Annotated in this window: 14 protein-coding genes; 4 read left to right on the top strand and 10 right to left on the bottom strand. The window is 57.7% G+C overall.

The annotated features are described in order from the left end of the window. Positions 1 to 21 precede the first annotated feature (21 nt). Positions 22 to 1,491 carry a methyl-accepting chemotaxis protein gene (locus BLU07_RS04800; RefSeq protein WP_092384687.1) on the bottom strand — a complete coding sequence of 490 codons (1,470 nt, stop codon included), beginning with the start codon at positions 1,489 to 1,491 and terminating at the stop codon, positions 22 to 24. A 258-nt stretch (positions 1,492 to 1,749) separates the two neighbouring features. On the opposite strand from BLU07_RS04800, the gene BLU07_RS04805 reads away from it, so the two are divergent. Continuing rightward, a complete protein-coding gene (locus BLU07_RS04805; RefSeq protein ID WP_092384689.1) occupies positions 1,750 to 3,075 on the top strand; it encodes a DEAD/DEAH box helicase in 1,326 nt (441 codons plus the stop codon). 37 nt (positions 3,076 to 3,112) lie between these two features. On the opposite strand, the gene BLU07_RS04810 is transcribed toward BLU07_RS04805, so the two are convergent. From BLU07_RS04810 to BLU07_RS04835, 6 genes are all read right to left on the bottom strand, one after another. After that, positions 3,113 to 3,736, bottom strand: coding sequence for a QsdR family transcriptional regulator (locus BLU07_RS04810; RefSeq protein ID WP_092384691.1), 624 nt, complete (start codon positions 3,734 to 3,736; stop codon positions 3,113 to 3,115). A gap of 186 nt (positions 3,737 to 3,922) precedes the next feature. Further along, complete coding sequence (locus BLU07_RS04815) at positions 3,923 to 4,672, bottom strand: SDR family oxidoreductase (protein ID WP_092384693.1); 750 nt, start codon at positions 4,670 to 4,672, stop codon at positions 3,923 to 3,925. 120 nt (positions 4,673 to 4,792) lie between these two features. Further along, entirely contained in the window at positions 4,793 to 5,659 is an 867-nt protein-coding gene (locus tag BLU07_RS04820; protein ID WP_092384695.1) for a poly(ethylene terephthalate) hydrolase family protein, read from the bottom strand. A gap of 226 nt (positions 5,660 to 5,885) precedes the next feature. After that, on the bottom strand, positions 5,886 to 6,755 hold the full coding sequence (locus BLU07_RS04825) for a poly(ethylene terephthalate) hydrolase family protein (protein ID WP_197675065.1): 870 nt from the start codon (positions 6,753 to 6,755) through the stop codon (positions 5,886 to 5,888). A gap of 321 nt (positions 6,756 to 7,076) precedes the next feature. After that, positions 7,077 to 7,970 (bottom strand): protease HtpX, encoded by an 894-nt coding sequence (htpX, locus tag BLU07_RS04830; RefSeq protein WP_092384697.1) that lies wholly within the window; start codon positions 7,968 to 7,970, stop codon positions 7,077 to 7,079. Positions 7,971 to 8,105: 135 nt separating this feature from the next. Further along, complete coding sequence (locus BLU07_RS04835; protein WP_092384699.1) at positions 8,106 to 9,317, bottom strand: pyridoxal phosphate-dependent aminotransferase; 1,212 nt, start codon at positions 9,315 to 9,317, stop codon at positions 8,106 to 8,108. Positions 9,318 to 9,424: 107 nt separating this feature from the next. On the opposite strand from BLU07_RS04835, the gene msrB reads away from it, so the two are divergent. Then, entirely contained in the window at positions 9,425 to 9,823 is a 399-nt protein-coding gene (gene msrB, locus BLU07_RS04840) for a peptide-methionine (R)-S-oxide reductase MsrB (protein WP_092384701.1), read from the top strand. A 38-nt stretch (positions 9,824 to 9,861) separates the two neighbouring features. Beyond that, on the top strand, positions 9,862 to 10,344 hold the full coding sequence (locus BLU07_RS04845; RefSeq protein WP_092384703.1) for a glutathione peroxidase: 483 nt from the start codon (positions 9,862 to 9,864) through the stop codon (positions 10,342 to 10,344). Here the strand turns inward: BLU07_RS04845 and BLU07_RS04850 are convergent. Next, complete coding sequence (locus tag BLU07_RS04850) at positions 10,341 to 12,695, bottom strand: hybrid sensor histidine kinase/response regulator (RefSeq protein ID WP_092384705.1); 2,355 nt, start codon at positions 12,693 to 12,695, stop codon at positions 10,341 to 10,343. The two genes, BLU07_RS04845 and BLU07_RS04850, sit on opposite strands and share 4 nt — an antisense overlap. A gap of 104 nt (positions 12,696 to 12,799) precedes the next feature. On the opposite strand from BLU07_RS04850, the gene BLU07_RS04855 reads away from it, so the two are divergent. Next, a complete protein-coding gene (locus tag BLU07_RS04855) occupies positions 12,800 to 13,690 on the top strand; it encodes an ATP-binding protein (protein ID WP_092384707.1) in 891 nt (296 codons plus the stop codon). Here BLU07_RS04855 and BLU07_RS04860 read toward each other — a convergent pair. Together BLU07_RS04860 and BLU07_RS04865 are read right to left on the bottom strand one after the other, a co-directional pair. After that, positions 13,687 to 14,364 carry a glutathione S-transferase family protein gene (locus BLU07_RS04860; protein WP_092384709.1) on the bottom strand — a complete coding sequence of 226 codons (678 nt, stop codon included), beginning with the start codon at positions 14,362 to 14,364 and terminating at the stop codon, positions 13,687 to 13,689. The two genes, BLU07_RS04855 and BLU07_RS04860, sit on opposite strands and share 4 nt — an antisense overlap. A gap of 47 nt (positions 14,365 to 14,411) precedes the next feature. Beyond that, entirely contained in the window at positions 14,412 to 15,179 is a 768-nt protein-coding gene (locus BLU07_RS04865) for a hypothetical protein (RefSeq protein ID WP_157719087.1), read from the bottom strand. Positions 15,180 to 15,265: the final 86 nt, after the last annotated feature.

Raw genomic sequence — 15,265 nt, forward strand, 5'->3', positions numbered from 1 at the left:
CAGCGGCCTCTTGTTCCGGGCTCAGGCAATGGCTGGGCGCAGTGTGCCAGTAGCAGTATGGTTGGTTGTGTCCCGGTCCTTGGCCGTTGGTTGGCTGAGCAAGGCCGACAGACGCACGTCGGTACCCAGTACATAGCGCAACTCGCCGTTGTCGGCAAATACCGGTGCAGACAGGGTAAAGCAGAACGCGTCGGTTGCCGAGGAGCGGTACACCGGGCTGATGTGAATTGCCTGACTATTGCGCACCTCACGGAACCACGAGCGGTCTGACCAGTTGCGACCGCGCACGCTGGCCGCGTTGCCGCTCGCGAGGTCGCGCGCCAGAACATTTTCGCTGACCTGAATGCCATCGGCGCCGACCAGATACATCAATTCGAAGCGGCCATCCTGATCGACGGCCTGGCGCAGGCAGGATTCGGCGCTGGCGACGCCTTGCAACAGGCGTTGATCGGCAGCGAGTCGGCTGACCTGACTGCTGATTTGCTGATGAATGTCGAGCTGGAAGCCCCCCAGGCCGTCCAGTAGGTGATCACCTTCGGCGCGGACGGCTTCACTGTGCTCGCTGATCTGGGTTGCCCGTTGGGTGAGGCTGCCGGCGATATCCGCGACCCCCTGGACGTCCTGGCTCAGGGACCGTACGGCAGCACCGATCTGTTCGGTACCACTGGCCATGCTGGCCACACGCTTATCCAGTTGATTCATGTTGTCGCCAGCTTCGGCCAAGCTGTGGTCGACGCGCTGAATGCCCTCGCGACCTTCGGCAATCGCCTGGTGCATGCTGGAGCCTGCACCTTCAAGCCGCTGCATGCCCTCGCGAAAACCATCGATGATCTGGCTGACCTGATCCGTCGCTGCGGTGGTTGAGCCGGCCAGACGGCGCACTTCATCGGCGACTACGGCAAAGCCGCGCCCCTGCTCGCCAGCCCGGGCGGCTTCTATGGCGGCATTCAGAGCCAGCAGATTGGTTTGCTGTGAAATGGTTGCAATCATGCCGATGACCTGAGTCATTTCCTCGATCTGACTACCCAGGCGCTGAATTTCCCCAGCCAGTTGTTGCTCGGTCCCTTCGATGACTTGCACCTGGTCAAGCACCATTCGGCTGTCGTTCTGGCACAGTTGCAGGCGCTGGCTGACATCATCCGACAAGCCGGCAACCTGTGTGGCTCCAGGCATCAGCTCGGATTCCAGTGTCTGACTGATTTCTTCAATAGCGCTGGCGATCAATTCAGAGGATTGGGCCAGCTGCTCGCCTTGTTGCTCGCTGTCGCGGGCTATGCGGGCCAGTTCCGGTGCATGTGCGGCAATACCGACTGAAGCGCGCAAGCTTTTGGCGATTCGGTTTTCCAGTTGTTGGGTAAATGTACCCAGGCGACGCAGGACTGCTGAGTTGCCCTGCGGTTGGCTGCTCAGATCAAGATGCTCAAACAAGCGAGTCAGAGCGTCATTATCGGTTGTGGAGGGGCGGGCTAGACGAAATAGAGGCACGATCATTCTCCCTGAGTGCGATAGCAGATAGCTAGCAAGAAGAGTGCCGCTATCGCGGAAACGTCCCCAGGGGCTGATTTGCATCAGCTGTCGAAGCGGACCGGGATCGATTCTTGTTGTTTTTTGGTGCGTCTGGCAGGGGCGTGCACCGTAATATTCTTGCGAATTGGGTTCAATCCCTGCCTGACCGGTCGTGGCGTCGGTCAGGTACCGCCTGATTTTGCTACACTAGGCGCCATTCATCGTCATAGCCGGAAGCGACTCTTGTTTACACAATTTGATCTTGACCCACGCCTGCTCAAGGCGCTGGATGCTTTGTTGTTGCAGACCCCGACCGATGTTCAGCTGGCAGCACTGCCACCTGCTCTGAAAGGGCGTGATCTCTATTTGCTGGCCAGAACAGGCACGGGCAAAACGCTGGCTTATCTGTTGCCGATGTTGCAGCGTTTGCAGGACGACAGCAGCAAGCCCCTGTCACCAAGAGCATTGATTCTGGTGCCGACCCGTGAGTTGGCTCGTCAGGTGCTGGCCGAGATCGCAAAACTGGCTCGCTTTACCTATTTGCGTGCGGACATTGTCACCGGGGGCGAGGGCTTCAAGGAGCAGGCGGCGCGCCTGCGGAAAAATCCGGATATTGTCGTGGCTACCACCGGCCGGGCGCTGGAGCAGATGCAGGCGGGCAACCTGGAACTGGATGCCGTGCAGATGCTGGTGCTGGATGAAGCCGATCGTATGCTGGATATGGGCTTCAGTGAAGATGTGGCGACCTTGTCAGCGCAATGTCCGACGGAGCGTCAGACCTTGTTGTTGTCGGCCACCAGTGGCCACGCCGGAATGAAAACCATGGCGTCGCGAGTGCTGCATGAACCGGAATGGCTGGAACTGGATCAGGTGCGTGGCGGCGCGACTCAGGTTCGTCAGCAGGTGATTCCCACGGATGACAACGCACACAAGGAAACGCTGCTCAAGTGGTTGCTGAAGGAGGAGGGTGAAGGCAAGTCCATTGTCTTTACCAATACCAGGGCCATGGCTGACCGCCTGAATGGCGTGCTGCGAGCGGCAGATTTGCGCGTTTATGTACTGCATGGCGAGAAATCGCAGGAGGATCGCAAGCTGGCTGTCGAGCGCTTCAAGCAAGGCGGTGGTGGTGTTCTGGTTGCTACTGATGTCGCTGCACGCGGGCTGGATATTGACCAGCTGGATCGGGTGATCAATTTTGATATGCCGCGTAGTGGTGATGACTACCTGCATCGCATTGGGCGAACTGGCCGCGCCGAGCATGAAGGGCTGGCGGTTTCCCTGGTTGCACCGCACGAATGGAACCTGATGTCGAGTATCGAGCGTTATTTGCGCTGGCAGTTCGAGCGGCGAATTATCAAACCGCTGGCTGGGAGCTTCAAGGGACCGAAGAAGGTCAAGGCGTCCGGCAAGCCGGCAAGCAGCAAAAAGCGCAAGTCAGCAGACAAGGGAAGTAAAACGGCCAAGGCGGCAAAAAAACCGGCGGCCAAACGCAAACCGTCCAACAAGGTGCCCAAAGGGCAGGTCGTTGCCAGCGGAGATGGCTTGGCACCACCCCGCAAGCGACAGTAGAGCACACCCGTTGATCATCAGGGCGGCTTCGTCCTGATCAGCGCGTATGGCCGTTGACCAGCAGGCGAAACGCGGTATTCGCCGGGCCTGGATCTGGTTGGCGGCCACAGATCAGGTCACAATAGATCGCGCCCTCACCAATCTTGATGATATAGAACGCCAGGCTTTCGGCATCCATTTCCGGGTTGATATTGTTGGCGGCGATTTCTTTCTCGAACAGGTCTTTCCAGGTGCCCATCAGGCGCTGCTGCAGGCCGGCTACCTGGGATGTCAGCAGCTGCAGGCTCCACTGGGGTTCGTTGTGCATGAAGTCATGCAATGGTCTGGACTCAATCAGCGCGACGTTGATGTCATTGTAGATTTGCGCGAGATAATCAATCCCTTCCAGGCCGGGCGTCTCATTGGCACGTTCCAGTGCCTGGTCGTAGATCCCCTTGTACAATGACCAGAGAATCTCTCCCATCAGCAAATCCTTGTTGCCAACCCAGCGCATCAGGGTGGCACGGCCAATGCCCAGCTCTTCGGCCAGCAGGGACAGATTCAGGCGTCTGCCTTCAAGCCACCAGCGGCGAGCCATACGAAAGGCACTCAAGGGCGTGGCACGCTCTTCGGACTTGCGCTGCGACAAGGCCATGGCCAGTGGGGTAGGGTTATTGCTCATGCGTGTGTGCCCGTTACGGTGGTGGTTTTATAGCGTGGAGCTATGGTAACAAGAACGATACCAAGAAGAGAAGTGTCCCGGGGCTGAAGCAGTCCAATTTGTGGGCCCTGGCAGGCGCAGATGCGCAAAAAGCGCTCCGCTTAACATTTGTATCGGGCTGCTGCAGTTGGTGCAGGGGTATCAGATTCACCCGCGGCCAATATAGGGCATTTTTGTCGCCATGATAGTCATGAACTGGATGTTGCTTTCCAGCGGCAATTGCGCCATGTGCAATACAGATTGAGCAACATGCTCAACATCCATGGTTGGCTCGATCATGATCTCGCCGCTGGCCTGGGGAATGCCACGCTGCATGGGGGCGACCATGTCGGTAGCAGCATTGCCAATGTCGATCTGGCCACAGGCAATGTTGTAGCGTCGCCCATCCAGCGAGCTGGCTCGGGTCAGCCCCGTTATTGCGTGTTTGCTGGCAGTGTAGGGCGCCGAGTTCGGGCGCGGAACATGCGCCGAAATCGAACCATTGTTGATGATGCGTCCACCCATGGGTGATTGCTCGCGCATGATTCTGAAGGCGTGCTGGGTGCAGAGAAAAGCACCGGTGACATTGGTGTCCAGAGTGGCTTGCCACTGTTCGGGAGTAAGGTCTTCGAGTGGCAGTGGAGGTGTGCCGGTTCCAGCGTTATTGAACAGCAGGTCCAACCGACCCCAGCGTTCAAGCGTAGCGGAAAACAAGGCCGCTACCGAATCCGGGTTGCGCACGTCGGTCTCGATGCACAGCGCTCGTTCAGCATCCTTGCCTGCGGCATCACGCGTGGCCTGAAGCTTGTCAGGACTGCGTCCGGCAAGGCTGACTGCATACCCTGCACGCAGCAGAGCGAGACTGCATGCGCGACCTATCCCGCTACCCGCGCCGGTAACAATGGCTACTTTGTGCATGGCTATCTCCTGAAATCATGGCCAGAAATGCTAGCACAAAAAAAGCCGGTTACCTGTTCAGGTAACCGGCAAACGCGCATCACTTGGTTGGTTCATCAGCTGACTGTTGTATTACTCCAATCAGTTGATGCCTTTGGTACGAACTTCCCAGCTGCGATCGTTGCACAATTCGCAGTTGCGGCCATAAAAGGTACCTTCGGCATTCAGATCACCCATCAGGTGGAAGCGATACCAGGCAGTTGACGGGCCGCGATAGTCGCCACCATCCCCCACGGGTTCAAAGTGACTGGCACCACGCAGGTTGCCCCAGAAAACCGGTACGTTGGCGTTGCGGAATACCGGGCTGCCATTCAGAGTCGGACCCGCCAGCGTGTCGGAGCTGCCGGTCATCAGGAACATGGGTCCATTCTGGTTGCGCTGCGACGAGGAGCGATGTCCAAGACCCAGTACATAGGGCTGGAAGGGGGCTGTCACGGTAACCCGGCTGTCACGGCCGGCCATGATGGTACCACCACCGCCTTGCGAGTGGCCGGAGACACCCACCTTGTTGAGATCCAGGTTGCCGGAATAGGTGCCGGTGCTGCGACCATTCTGCTGCACCAGGTAATCCAGGCAATCAATCATTTCTTCACCCGACCCCGGGTTGGACGTGTTGGCTGCGGCAACTACAAAGCCGTGGCTGGCCCAGTGGTCCAACAAGCCGCGGTACGTTCTGGGTGAGGCACCAGTACCGTTGCCCCAGAGAATGATCGGGTGACGCAGGTTGTCATTGCCCAGCGTGCGGGGGCGGTAGACGGTACAGCTACGACCGGCACTTTCACTGGTGGTGGCGAAGGGGCCTGAGCGGTCAAAGCTGGAGACAGCGGGGAATCCGGAATCCACTCCGCCGCCGGGCGGTGGTGGTGGTGGGGTGGGGTTGCTGGCCATGGCATTGGCAGAAAGCACCAGGCCGGCGGCGATGGACGTCAGTTTGAAAGCTGTATTCATGTTCGAAGTACCTTTTGTTGGTCTTGTTGGACTGTATCGTAGTGACGGGCTGTCGCATGTTTGATCTGCTGCCCGATTGTTGCGCTAGCTACCATATCAAGACAAAAAAAATAATTGATTCACCCATGCGGGTTAAATACATGAACGTTCATTCCTTTTTGTGCGTTTTGGCAATAAAAAAGGCAGCCAGTTATTGCTGGCTGCCTTGGTAGTGTCAGTCGTTGACTCAGTTGATGCCTTTGCGCTGCACTTCCCAGTCACGGTCGTTGCACAAGCCGCAGTTACTGCCATAGAACAGGCTTTCAGCGTTACCGTCATTCATCAGGTGGAAGCGATACCAGGCAGTGGACGGACCACGATAATCGCCACCATTGCTGGCCGGTTCAAAGTGCCCGGCCCCCTGCAAATTACCCCAGAACACAGGGACGTTGGCATTGCGGAATACCGGCCGGCCGTTCAGGCGTGGCCCGGCCAGGGTATCGGAGCTGCCCGTCATCAGGAACATGGGTCCATTCTGGTTACGCTGCGAAGAGCTGTCATGGCCGAGACCCAGCACATAGGGCTGGAAGGGGGCTGTGACGGTGATGCGACTGTCCTGCCCCGCCATGATTGAGCCGCCACCACCTTGCGAGTGGCCAGAAGAGCCGACACGGTTAACATTCAGTTTGTCTGCGTAAGTACCTGTGCTGCGCCCATTCTGCTGGACCAGGTAGTCGAGGCAGGCAAGCATTTCCTGGCCGGAGCCGGCGTCTGATGTATTGGCGGCAGCGACGACAAAGCCATGGCTGGCCCAGTGATCAAGCAAGCTGCCATAACCGCTGGGAGAGGCGCCTGTACCGTTACCCCAGATAATGATCGGATGACGGCGGTTGTTTTCGCCCAGGGTACGTGGACGATAAATGGTGCAGTCGGGACCTTCACGGCCACTCGTGGTGCTAAAAGGCCCGGAACGGTCAAAACTGGATACAGCGGGGAAACCAGAGTCTCCACCACCAGTGGGAGGCGGCGGTGGTGGTGGGGTGGGGTTGCTGGCCAGGGCATTGGCCGAGAGCATCAGGCCGACGGCCAGGGCAGTCAGTTTGAAAGCAGCATTCATGTTTGAAGTACCTTTTGTTGGTCTTATCGGTATGCATCAGAACATCAGAGTGTTGCATCACTCATCGTGTGCATGTTTGTTGCGCCGCACATCGTAGCAATACAAAAAGATAAAATGGCTCACCTATAAGGGTTAGTTGCATGAATATTCATTCCAGGCAGGTTCTGGAAAACTGCCTGCATTGACGCAGCGACGGTTAACACAAGGAAAGCCAACCAAAGCTGGTTGACCAGGTACTTGCTGTACAAGCAAAGGAAGGAGGGTGCGCGGGCATTCCGAGGCACAGCAGGGGCGCCCGGCAGCATGCTGCCGGGCCAGTGATCAGCGGAAGCTACCGCGGCGCAGGGCTTCAATCCGCTGTTCCAGCGGTGGGTGACTCATCAGGAGGCCAGCCAGGCCATTTTTCATATTGGCATTGATACCGAAGGCTTTCAGTTCGCCAGGCATTTCTACCGGAATACCCTGTTCTGCGCGCAGGCGCTCAAGCGCAGCGATCATGCCGCCGGCCCCGGTGAGTTGAGCCGCCGCGGCATCGGCGCGGAATTCGCGCTGACGGGAGAACCACATGACGATGATCATGGCCAGAATGCCCAGGATAATCTCGGCAAAAATGGTTGCGATAAAGTAACCGAGACCCGGACGACCGCTGTCATTCTTGAAAACTGCCCGATCGACGAAGTTGCCGATGATGCGGGCAAAAAACATGACAAAAGTGTTCACCACGCCCTGGATCAGCGTCAGGGTGACCATATCGCCATTGGCAACGTGGCCGATTTCATGCGCCATGACCGCACGCACTTCCTGCGGGCTGAAGCGTTGCAGCATGCCGTCGGATACCGCGACCAGCGAATTATTGCGGTTCCAGCCCGTTGCAAAGGCATTGGATGCCCGGGAAGGAAAGATACCCACTTCAGGCATACCGATACCGGCTTCGCGGGCCAGCTCGGCGACGGTGTCCATTAACCACTGCTCTTGCCGGTTTTGCGGCTTTTCAATAATCCGGGTGCCGGTGCCGCGCTTGGCCAGCCATTTCGACATGAACAGTGAGATAAAAGAGCCAGCAAAGCCGATTATGGCGCAGAACACCAACAGGGCAGGCAGGTTCATGCCGCCTTGCCCATCGTGAATGCCGCCCAGGCCGAGCAGGCTCAAGGTAACACTGGCGACCAGGATAATGGCCAGGTTGGTCGCCAGGAACAGAAAGATGCGCATCATGGAAGCGTTGTCTCCAGAGGGTGATGATATTGCCTGCTTCCCCGCAGGCAATTCCTGGAACGTATATTGGGTGAACCCGCGGTCTTTTCAATCGGCAGTCTATTGCAAATCGTGTAGCACAATGTCAGCCGGGTTTTATTGTCGATAACCATGCAAAAAATTGGCGATACGGCCAATAGCCACTTCCAGATCATCCTTGCGTGGCAAGGAAACAATGCGGAAGTGATCAGGCCAGGGCCAGTTGAAAGCTGTGCCCTGTACCACCAGGATTTTTTCCTGCAACAACAGATCCAGTACCATCTTTTCATCGTTGTGGATCGGGTACATCTTGGGATCCAGGCGCGGGAACAGATACAGCGCGCCCTTGGGCTTGGTACAGCTGACCCCGGGGATGTCGTTGAGCATTTCCCAGGCGGCGTCGCGCTGTTCCAGCAAGCGGCCACCGGGCAGGATCAGGTCGTTGATGCTTTGATAGCCACCCAGTGCGGTCTGAATCGCATGCTGGGAGGGTACGTTGGCGCACAGACGCATGGACGCAAGGATGTCGATGCCTTCGATATAACTTTGTGCCTTGTGTTTGGGACCGCTGATTATCATCCAGCCGGAACGGAAGCCCGCCACACGGTAGGACTTGGACAAGCCGTTGAAGGTCAGGCAGAGCAAGTCAGGGGCGACGGCGGCAAAGGACTCATGTTCGGTGCCGTCATACAGAATCTTGTCGTAGATCTCGTCAGCCAGCACCAGCAGGTTGTGCTCACGGGCGATGGCTGCCAATTGTTCCAGCATGTCGCGCGAATACACCGCCCCGGTCGGGTTGTTCGGGTTGATCAATACCAGGGCACGGGTGTTGCTGGTAATCTTGCTGCGAATATCTTCGATATCCGGATACCAGTCGGACTGCTCGTCACACAGATAATGCACGGGTTTGCCACCGGACAAGCTGACGGCTGCGGTCCACAGCGGGTAATCAGGTGCCGGGATCAGTACTTCATCACCATTATTCAACAGGCCCTGCATGGCCATGACGATCAACTCGGAAACACCATTACCCAAATAGATATCCTCAATGCCGACATTGGGGATGTTTTTCGTTTGGGTGTAGTGCATGATCGCTTTACGCGCAGAAAACAGTCCCTTTGAATCACTGTAACCCTGGGCCGTTGGCAGGTTGTGAATCACGTCCTGGAGAATTTCTTCCGGTGCCTCGAAGCCAAAGGGCGCGGGGTTGCCGATGTTCAGCTTGAGAATGCGGTGGCCTTCTTCTTCCAGCCGTTTGGCATGGCGCAGGACGGGGCCGCGAATGTCATAGCACACATTGGCCAATTTGTTGGATTTGCTAACCTGCATGGGGCATTTACCTTGTCGAAACGGGTGCTGCGGGCAATGTAAAACACGCATCATACGTCGTGCACCCTGTTCGGGGAAAGCCCGAGTTGGAGAACCTGGAGAAGCCGATGAAAAAAGTCGCCAAAACCGAAGCCGAATGGCGTCAGCAGCTCTCGCCAGAGGCCTTTGCGGTCTGCCGGCAACAGAGCACCGAACGGCCATTCAGTGGCGCCTACTACACCAACCAGCAACCCGGTCGTTATCATTGCATTTGCTGCGATGCCGCGTTGTTTGATACCGCAACCCAGTTTGATGCCGGTTGCGGCTGGCCCAGCTATTACGCCCCGGTGAGCGAAGACGCGATTGTCAGTAAAGATGACTTCAGCCATGGCATGCAGCGGACTGAAGTGCTCTGTGCGCGCTGCGATGCGCATCTGGGACATGTGTTTCCGGATGGCCCGCCACCAACCGGGTTGCGCTATTGCATCAATTCGGTGGCGCTGCGCTTGCAACCCCGCGATGAATAACCCTTTTTTCCTGCATCAGAGCACCGGAGACAGCTATCATGAGCGATAACATTCTGCAGATCCCCTGCACCACCATTAGTGGGGAGGAAACCAGCCTGGCTGCCTTGCAGGGCAAAGCCTATCTGGTGGTAAATACCGCGAGCAAGTGTGGCATGACGCCGCAGTACAAAGGACTGGAAGCCTTGCATCAGGAATACGCAGAGCGCGGCCTGCGGGTTGCCGGCTTTCCGTGTAACCAGTTTGGCAGTCAGGAGCCGGGTGACGAGGCGCAGATCAGTGAATTCTGTGAAGTGAATTACGGGGTCAGTTTCCCCCTGTTCAGCAAGGTCAAGGTCAATGGAGCCGATGCGCACCCTTTGTTTGTCGCCCTGAAAAAAGCCGCACCGGGTCTGCTGGGCAGCGAGTCAATCAAGTGGAACTTCACGAAGTTTCTGCTCGATGATCAGGGGCGGGTAGTCAAGCGATACGCGCCGACACTGACCCCGGATGAGCTGCGCAAGGATGTAGAGGGTCTGCTCTAGGACGATGTTGTCGGCTCGTCGGGCAGCCATTTGTGCAGCAGTTTCTGCAAGTCTTCACGCTTGAAGGGTTTTGCCAGATAGTCATTCATGCCGGCGTTCTCACAGCGCTGGCGATCATCCTGAAGCGCATTGGCGGTCAGTGCTATGATCGGCAAATCTTTCAGTGCGGGTAGCTGACGGATGCGCCGGCTGGCTTCATAGCCGTCCATGACCGGCATGTTGCAGTCCATCAACACCAGATCACAATGCTCTTGCTGGAGCCATTCCAGTGCCGCCTGGCCGTGTTCCACGGCGATCACTTCGAAGCCCATCCGGGTCAGCATGCCTTTGGCGACCATCTGGTTGACGGCATTGTCTTCCACCAACAGCAAGCGGGCGCTGCTTGGCTCTGTGGTCGAGGCTTGTGTGCTGGTACTGACGGCCGGGCGTGGCTGGCGCAATTGCCGGAGCGCCCTCAGCAGGCGCGCGCGGCTGATCGGGCTGGGCAGCTGCTGATGCAGGTGCAATGTTGCGGCCTTCGAGTTATCCAGCTGCTGACGATAAGGGCACAGCAGCAGCCGGGGTGTGTCGCTGTCGAGTTGAGCGAGGGATTCAGCCAGCGCCGGGCTGTCAATAATCCAGTAGCTGGCGTTCGGCAGGGGCTGCGGTATGTGCTCCGGATTGGGGTAGTCCGCTATCTCTGCGTCGAGTTGCCAATGCTGCAGCAACTGCTGGAGGATCCGGCCTTGCAGGCGCTGCTGCTGGTTGAAAACAAGAATCTTGCCCGATAGCTCAATCTTCGGTTTGCTGGCTTCCTGAATGGCGTGCAGGGGGAGTTCCACACTGAATACACTGCCTTGCTGCGGGCGAGACTCAACCCGCAATGTGCCACCCATGGCGTCGGTCAGGCTGCGACAGAGGGCCAGCCCCAAACCGGTACCACCAAAACGTCTGGAGATATTGCGGTCGGCCTGGGTAAAGGGTGAGAAGATCGACTCCAGTGCCTCGGGGGCAATGCCGATGCCGGTATCCTCGACCCGGATGCAGACCCGTGCCGGCTGGTGCTTCGGCTGCCATTCCAGACTGACCAGGACATGACCGCGGGCGGTGAATTTGAGGGCATTGGAGAGCAGGTTGCTGATCACCTGGCGCACTCGGGTCGGGTCACCTTCCAATTGCGCCGGTAGCTGCGGATCAACCTGGCAGGCCAGTTCTACCGCTTCTTTGTGGGTGTGTTGCGACATCAGACTCAGGGTGTCTTCAACCAGTTCGCCCAGGTCAAAGGGGATCTGTTCCAGCTGCAGCTTGCCGGCCTCGAATTTGGACAGATCAAGGATGTCATTGAGCAGGGCCATGAGAACCTTGCCCGAATCATAGGCGACGGTCAGTTTCTGCCGCTGCTCCTCATCCATTTCATTGTCCAGAGCCAATCCGAGCATGCCCAGCAAGCCATTGATGGGCGTGCGTATTTCATGACTCATATTGGCCAGAAAGGCCGAGCGCGCTTCGGCCATGGTCAGGGCTTCTTCCCGCGAATCCTTGAGTTCCTGGTTGGATTTGCGCAACTGGATATTGGCCTGTTGCAATTCGTTGGTGCGCGCTTCAACAATGGTTTCCAGCTCTTCCAGGTATTGCTTCAGGCGCTCTTCAGCGCGCAGTTTCTGCCGCAGATTGACATCAATGCTTTGCAGCTGTCGGTTGATGACTTCCACCAGGGCGCCGATTTCGTCCCGCTGATGCCCTGGCGGGCAGGGCAGGCGCTCATGATCGGTGTGCTGACGAATGTCGAGCAGGTTGTTGATCAGGTGCACCAGGGGTTTGGTCAGCATGGTGTAGAAGAGAACCATCAGGATGAGCGAGAGCGCCAGGCTGAGAATGAAAGCTGACAGCATGGTCAGCATGGCGCGGCGCAGGAAGTTGGCGCCATGGTGGAAAGTGTCCAGTTCGATGACCAGGTGCCCGAGCAGTTCATCGGGGACGAAGTCGACATGCAGCGCCTTGGCATAACTGCGCCGGCGCTCGAACAGGGTGTCGCTGATAAAGCGGTAGGGGCTGGACAGCATGGGACGGCTGACGCTGGCCAGCGGGGTGCCATTGTTGTCGATGATTTCCGCTTTGACGATCGGCGGTGCCTGCAGCAGGCCGTTGACCAGTTCACGGGCCAGTTCGGCATCGATGTTGTAGGCAATGCGCGAAGCCGGGCCGAGACTGACGTTGATCTGGGCGGCAATTTCCTGATCTATGGCAGCGTTTTCGGCATAATAATCCACGGTAACCTGAGCCAGACCGAGCAGAATACCCAGAAAGAAAGCCGCCATGACCCCGAGGCGGGCCTGTTTGAAGGATAAACGATCGGACAGGTTGATTTTCATCAGGGTGGTGGCGTTCCAGGCTGTGCACGTCATGCTCAGCTTAGCCCACCGGTGACAAGCGGCCAAGCGGCATGCTGTCAGTGTGACCAGACAAGGAGATAATCATGACTGTGACCCAGGGCGAATTCATGCAGCGGGTCCTGGACCACCTGGATCGTGCCGAGCAGCGTTGGCCGCAACCACGCCCCGTCATCGACTGGCAACAGGTGATGGCCGCCCGCTGGATGCCGGAACACCCCCACGGCTGGCTGCGGCCGCTTCAGGTACGCCTCGACTTGCAGCTGGATGACCTGCATGGCGTGGAGCGGCAGAAGCAGCTGCTGGACAGCAATACTGCGCAGTTTGTTGCCGGCTATCCGGCGAATAATGCCTTGCTCTGGGGCGCGCGCGGTACCGGCAAGTCTTCCCTGGTGCGTGCGCTGCTGGCACGCTATGCCAATGCCGGGATGCGATTGATCGAAATCGACAAGACCGATTTGCTGCACTTGCCCGAGTTGCTGCAGCAGATCGCCGGGCAGCCCTGGCGCTTTATTCTGTTTTGCGATGATCTGGCCTTTGAAGCCGATGATGCGGCCTACAAGTCACTGAAGACTGTGCTGGATGGCACCACGGAAGCCAGTCCCGAGAATTTGCTGCTGTACGCTACCTCCAATCGCCGTCATTTGTTGCCAGAAAAACGCTCCGACAATCTTGCCGCAGAGCTGGTTGACGGTGAAATTCATCCGGGTGAGGCCATCGAGGAGAAGGTTGCGCTCAGCGACCGGTTTGGCCTGTGGGTGTCTTTCTACCCCTTCAGTCAGGAGCAGTATCTGACGGTAGTGCGGCATTGGTTGGAGCAGTTGGCAGCAGCGTATGAATTGCCCTGGCAATGGACGCCCGAACTGCAACAGGAAGCCATACGCTGGGCTACCACCCGCGGCAACCGGAATGGACGTTGTGCGTGGCAATTTGCCCGCGCCTGGGTTGGCCGGGCATTGCTGCCGGTTACGGATTAGCCAGCCTGTCGCTTGGCGGCAAACTCGCGCAGCTTGCCGACCAGCTGGTGTTCGCCGGGCAGCAGGGAGCTGACACTCTGGCGGCTGCTCAGCTTGCTCAGCAGGCATGAGAGATTCGGCCACTGCAGCTCGTCAATCAACTGGCCACCGTGGGCGAGGTTGATCAACTGGCTGCCAACGGCGATATCTGCAAGGCTGAACTGCTCACCCAAAAACCAGTGCTTGCCCTCTAGCTGCTGTTCCAGATAAGCCAGCAGGGGTGGCAGGTCATGTTCCATCGCATGCTGGACAGCGTCCTCGTCACAGTCTTTGCCATGCACAGGGTTCAGCAGGCGGTTGCGGAAGACGGTAAAGGTTGCCAGGGGAGCCAGCTCATAATCCGCGAACTTCTCCAGCCAGCGCACCCGGGCGGATTCGGTCGGCGTACTGCCATAGAGATTGCTGCCGGGATAGCTGTCGTGCAGGTATTGGGCAATGATGGCTGAGTCGGCAATGATCCCGTCGGCCGTTTTGAGCGCCGGTACACGCCGCAGAGGATTTATCTCGCTGAACCATTCAGGCTGATTGAAGGGATCAATGGCGACCAGTTCATAGTCCAGACTCTGGTCTGCGAGCTGGATGCGGTTCTTGCGAACAAAGGGCGACAGAATGGCGCCATAGAGTGTCAGGCTCATGGTGGGGGTCCTTGCTGCAGGGGAGGCCAGGTAGTGATTGCTGCCGTTCAGTCGTCGTAAACGGCCTTTTTCTTCCAGGCTTCGTCTTCGGCTTCCAGCTCGTTGACGCCGGCACTGAGCTCAGTGTTGCCCGTATCCAGCGACCGTTCGTGCTCGACGGTCAGGCGTTCGGCGTGCTGGTGCTTGGCCTTGAACTGGTTGATCAGGTCGGCAAAGGCCGGGTTGTTCTGTTTTTGCAGATAGGCGATGGCGCGCTCATATTGCAGTTTGGCCATGCGCGGCTTGCCTTGCTGGAACGCTTGCTGAGCCAGCGACTGGAACATGTCGAGGGCGTTGCTGATCAAGGCTTTACGGATATGTGCAGTCCAGGTCTGGCGTTCATTTTTGTCGATCACGCCCTCAGTATGGGCCTGACCAATCAATTTATGCAGATCTTCCAGGCGCAGGCGGATTTCCTTGGCCTGGGCCTCGGTGGTGATGTCGACATCGGGCCGTGACAGGGGCTGCGGGTTATTCAATTGATCGCGGGTAAAGCTCAACTGCTTGCTGGCATCGGCGTTGCCACGATCGGCGCGCAACCATTTTTCAATCAGATGCAGGCGAATCCGCAGTAGCAACTGTTGCAGCTCGGGCGTGAAAACCTTGCCGGGCAACTGTTTTTCGATGTCATCCACCAGCCTGACGCGGGCACGCATTTCAGCAGTCAGGCGCGCGCGCTCCAGTCGAGCTCGTTCCAGACCATGGCTGACTATGCCGATAAAGATCAGCAAAATCAGGCCGCCGATAATCAGGCCACCTATCAATAATGGGGACACGTCTTGTTCTCGCTTTACGTCAATATGCTATCACCCTTATGCCATAGGGCTGAGAGACATTCAAGTTGTCGGCTGCACGGCAGTCA

It is taken from the genome of Halopseudomonas salegens (assembly GCF_900105655.1).
Taxonomy (GTDB): Bacteria; Pseudomonadota; Gammaproteobacteria; order Pseudomonadales; family Pseudomonadaceae; genus Halopseudomonas; species Halopseudomonas salegens.

Bases quoted from the DNA above. Each gene is read 5' to 3' on its own strand.
- BLU07_RS04850 (WP_092384705.1), bottom strand. From the start codon at position 12,695: ATGAAAATCAACCTGTCCGATCGTTTATCCTTCAAACAGGCCCGCCTC.
- msrB (WP_092384701.1), top strand. From the start codon at position 9,425: ATGAAAAAAGTCGCCAAAACCGAAGCCGAATGGCGTCAGCAGCTCTCG.
- BLU07_RS04825 (WP_197675065.1), bottom strand. From the start codon at position 6,755: ATGAATGCTGCTTTCAAACTGACTGCCCTGGCCGTCGGCCTGATGCTC.
- BLU07_RS04800 (WP_092384687.1), bottom strand. From the start codon at position 1,491: ATGATCGTGCCTCTATTTCGTCTAGCCCGCCCCTCCACAACCGATAAT.
- htpX (WP_092384697.1), bottom strand. From the start codon at position 7,970: ATGATGCGCATCTTTCTGTTCCTGGCGACCAACCTGGCCATTATCCTG.
- BLU07_RS04845 (WP_092384703.1), top strand. From the start codon at position 9,862: ATGAGCGATAACATTCTGCAGATCCCCTGCACCACCATTAGTGGGGAG.
- BLU07_RS04810 (WP_092384691.1), bottom strand. From the start codon at position 3,736: ATGAGCAATAACCCTACCCCACTGGCCATGGCCTTGTCGCAGCGCAAG.
- BLU07_RS04855 (WP_092384707.1), top strand. From the start codon at position 12,800: ATGACTGTGACCCAGGGCGAATTCATGCAGCGGGTCCTGGACCACCTG.
- BLU07_RS04815 (WP_092384693.1), bottom strand. From the start codon at position 4,672: ATGCACAAAGTAGCCATTGTTACCGGCGCGGGTAGCGGGATAGGTCGC.
- BLU07_RS04860 (WP_092384709.1), bottom strand. From the start codon at position 14,364: ATGAGCCTGACACTCTATGGCGCCATTCTGTCGCCCTTTGTTCGCAAG.
- BLU07_RS04835 (WP_092384699.1), bottom strand. From the start codon at position 9,317: ATGCAGGTTAGCAAATCCAACAAATTGGCCAATGTGTGCTATGACATT.
- BLU07_RS04820 (WP_092384695.1), bottom strand. From the start codon at position 5,659: ATGAATACAGCTTTCAAACTGACGTCCATCGCCGCCGGCCTGGTGCTT.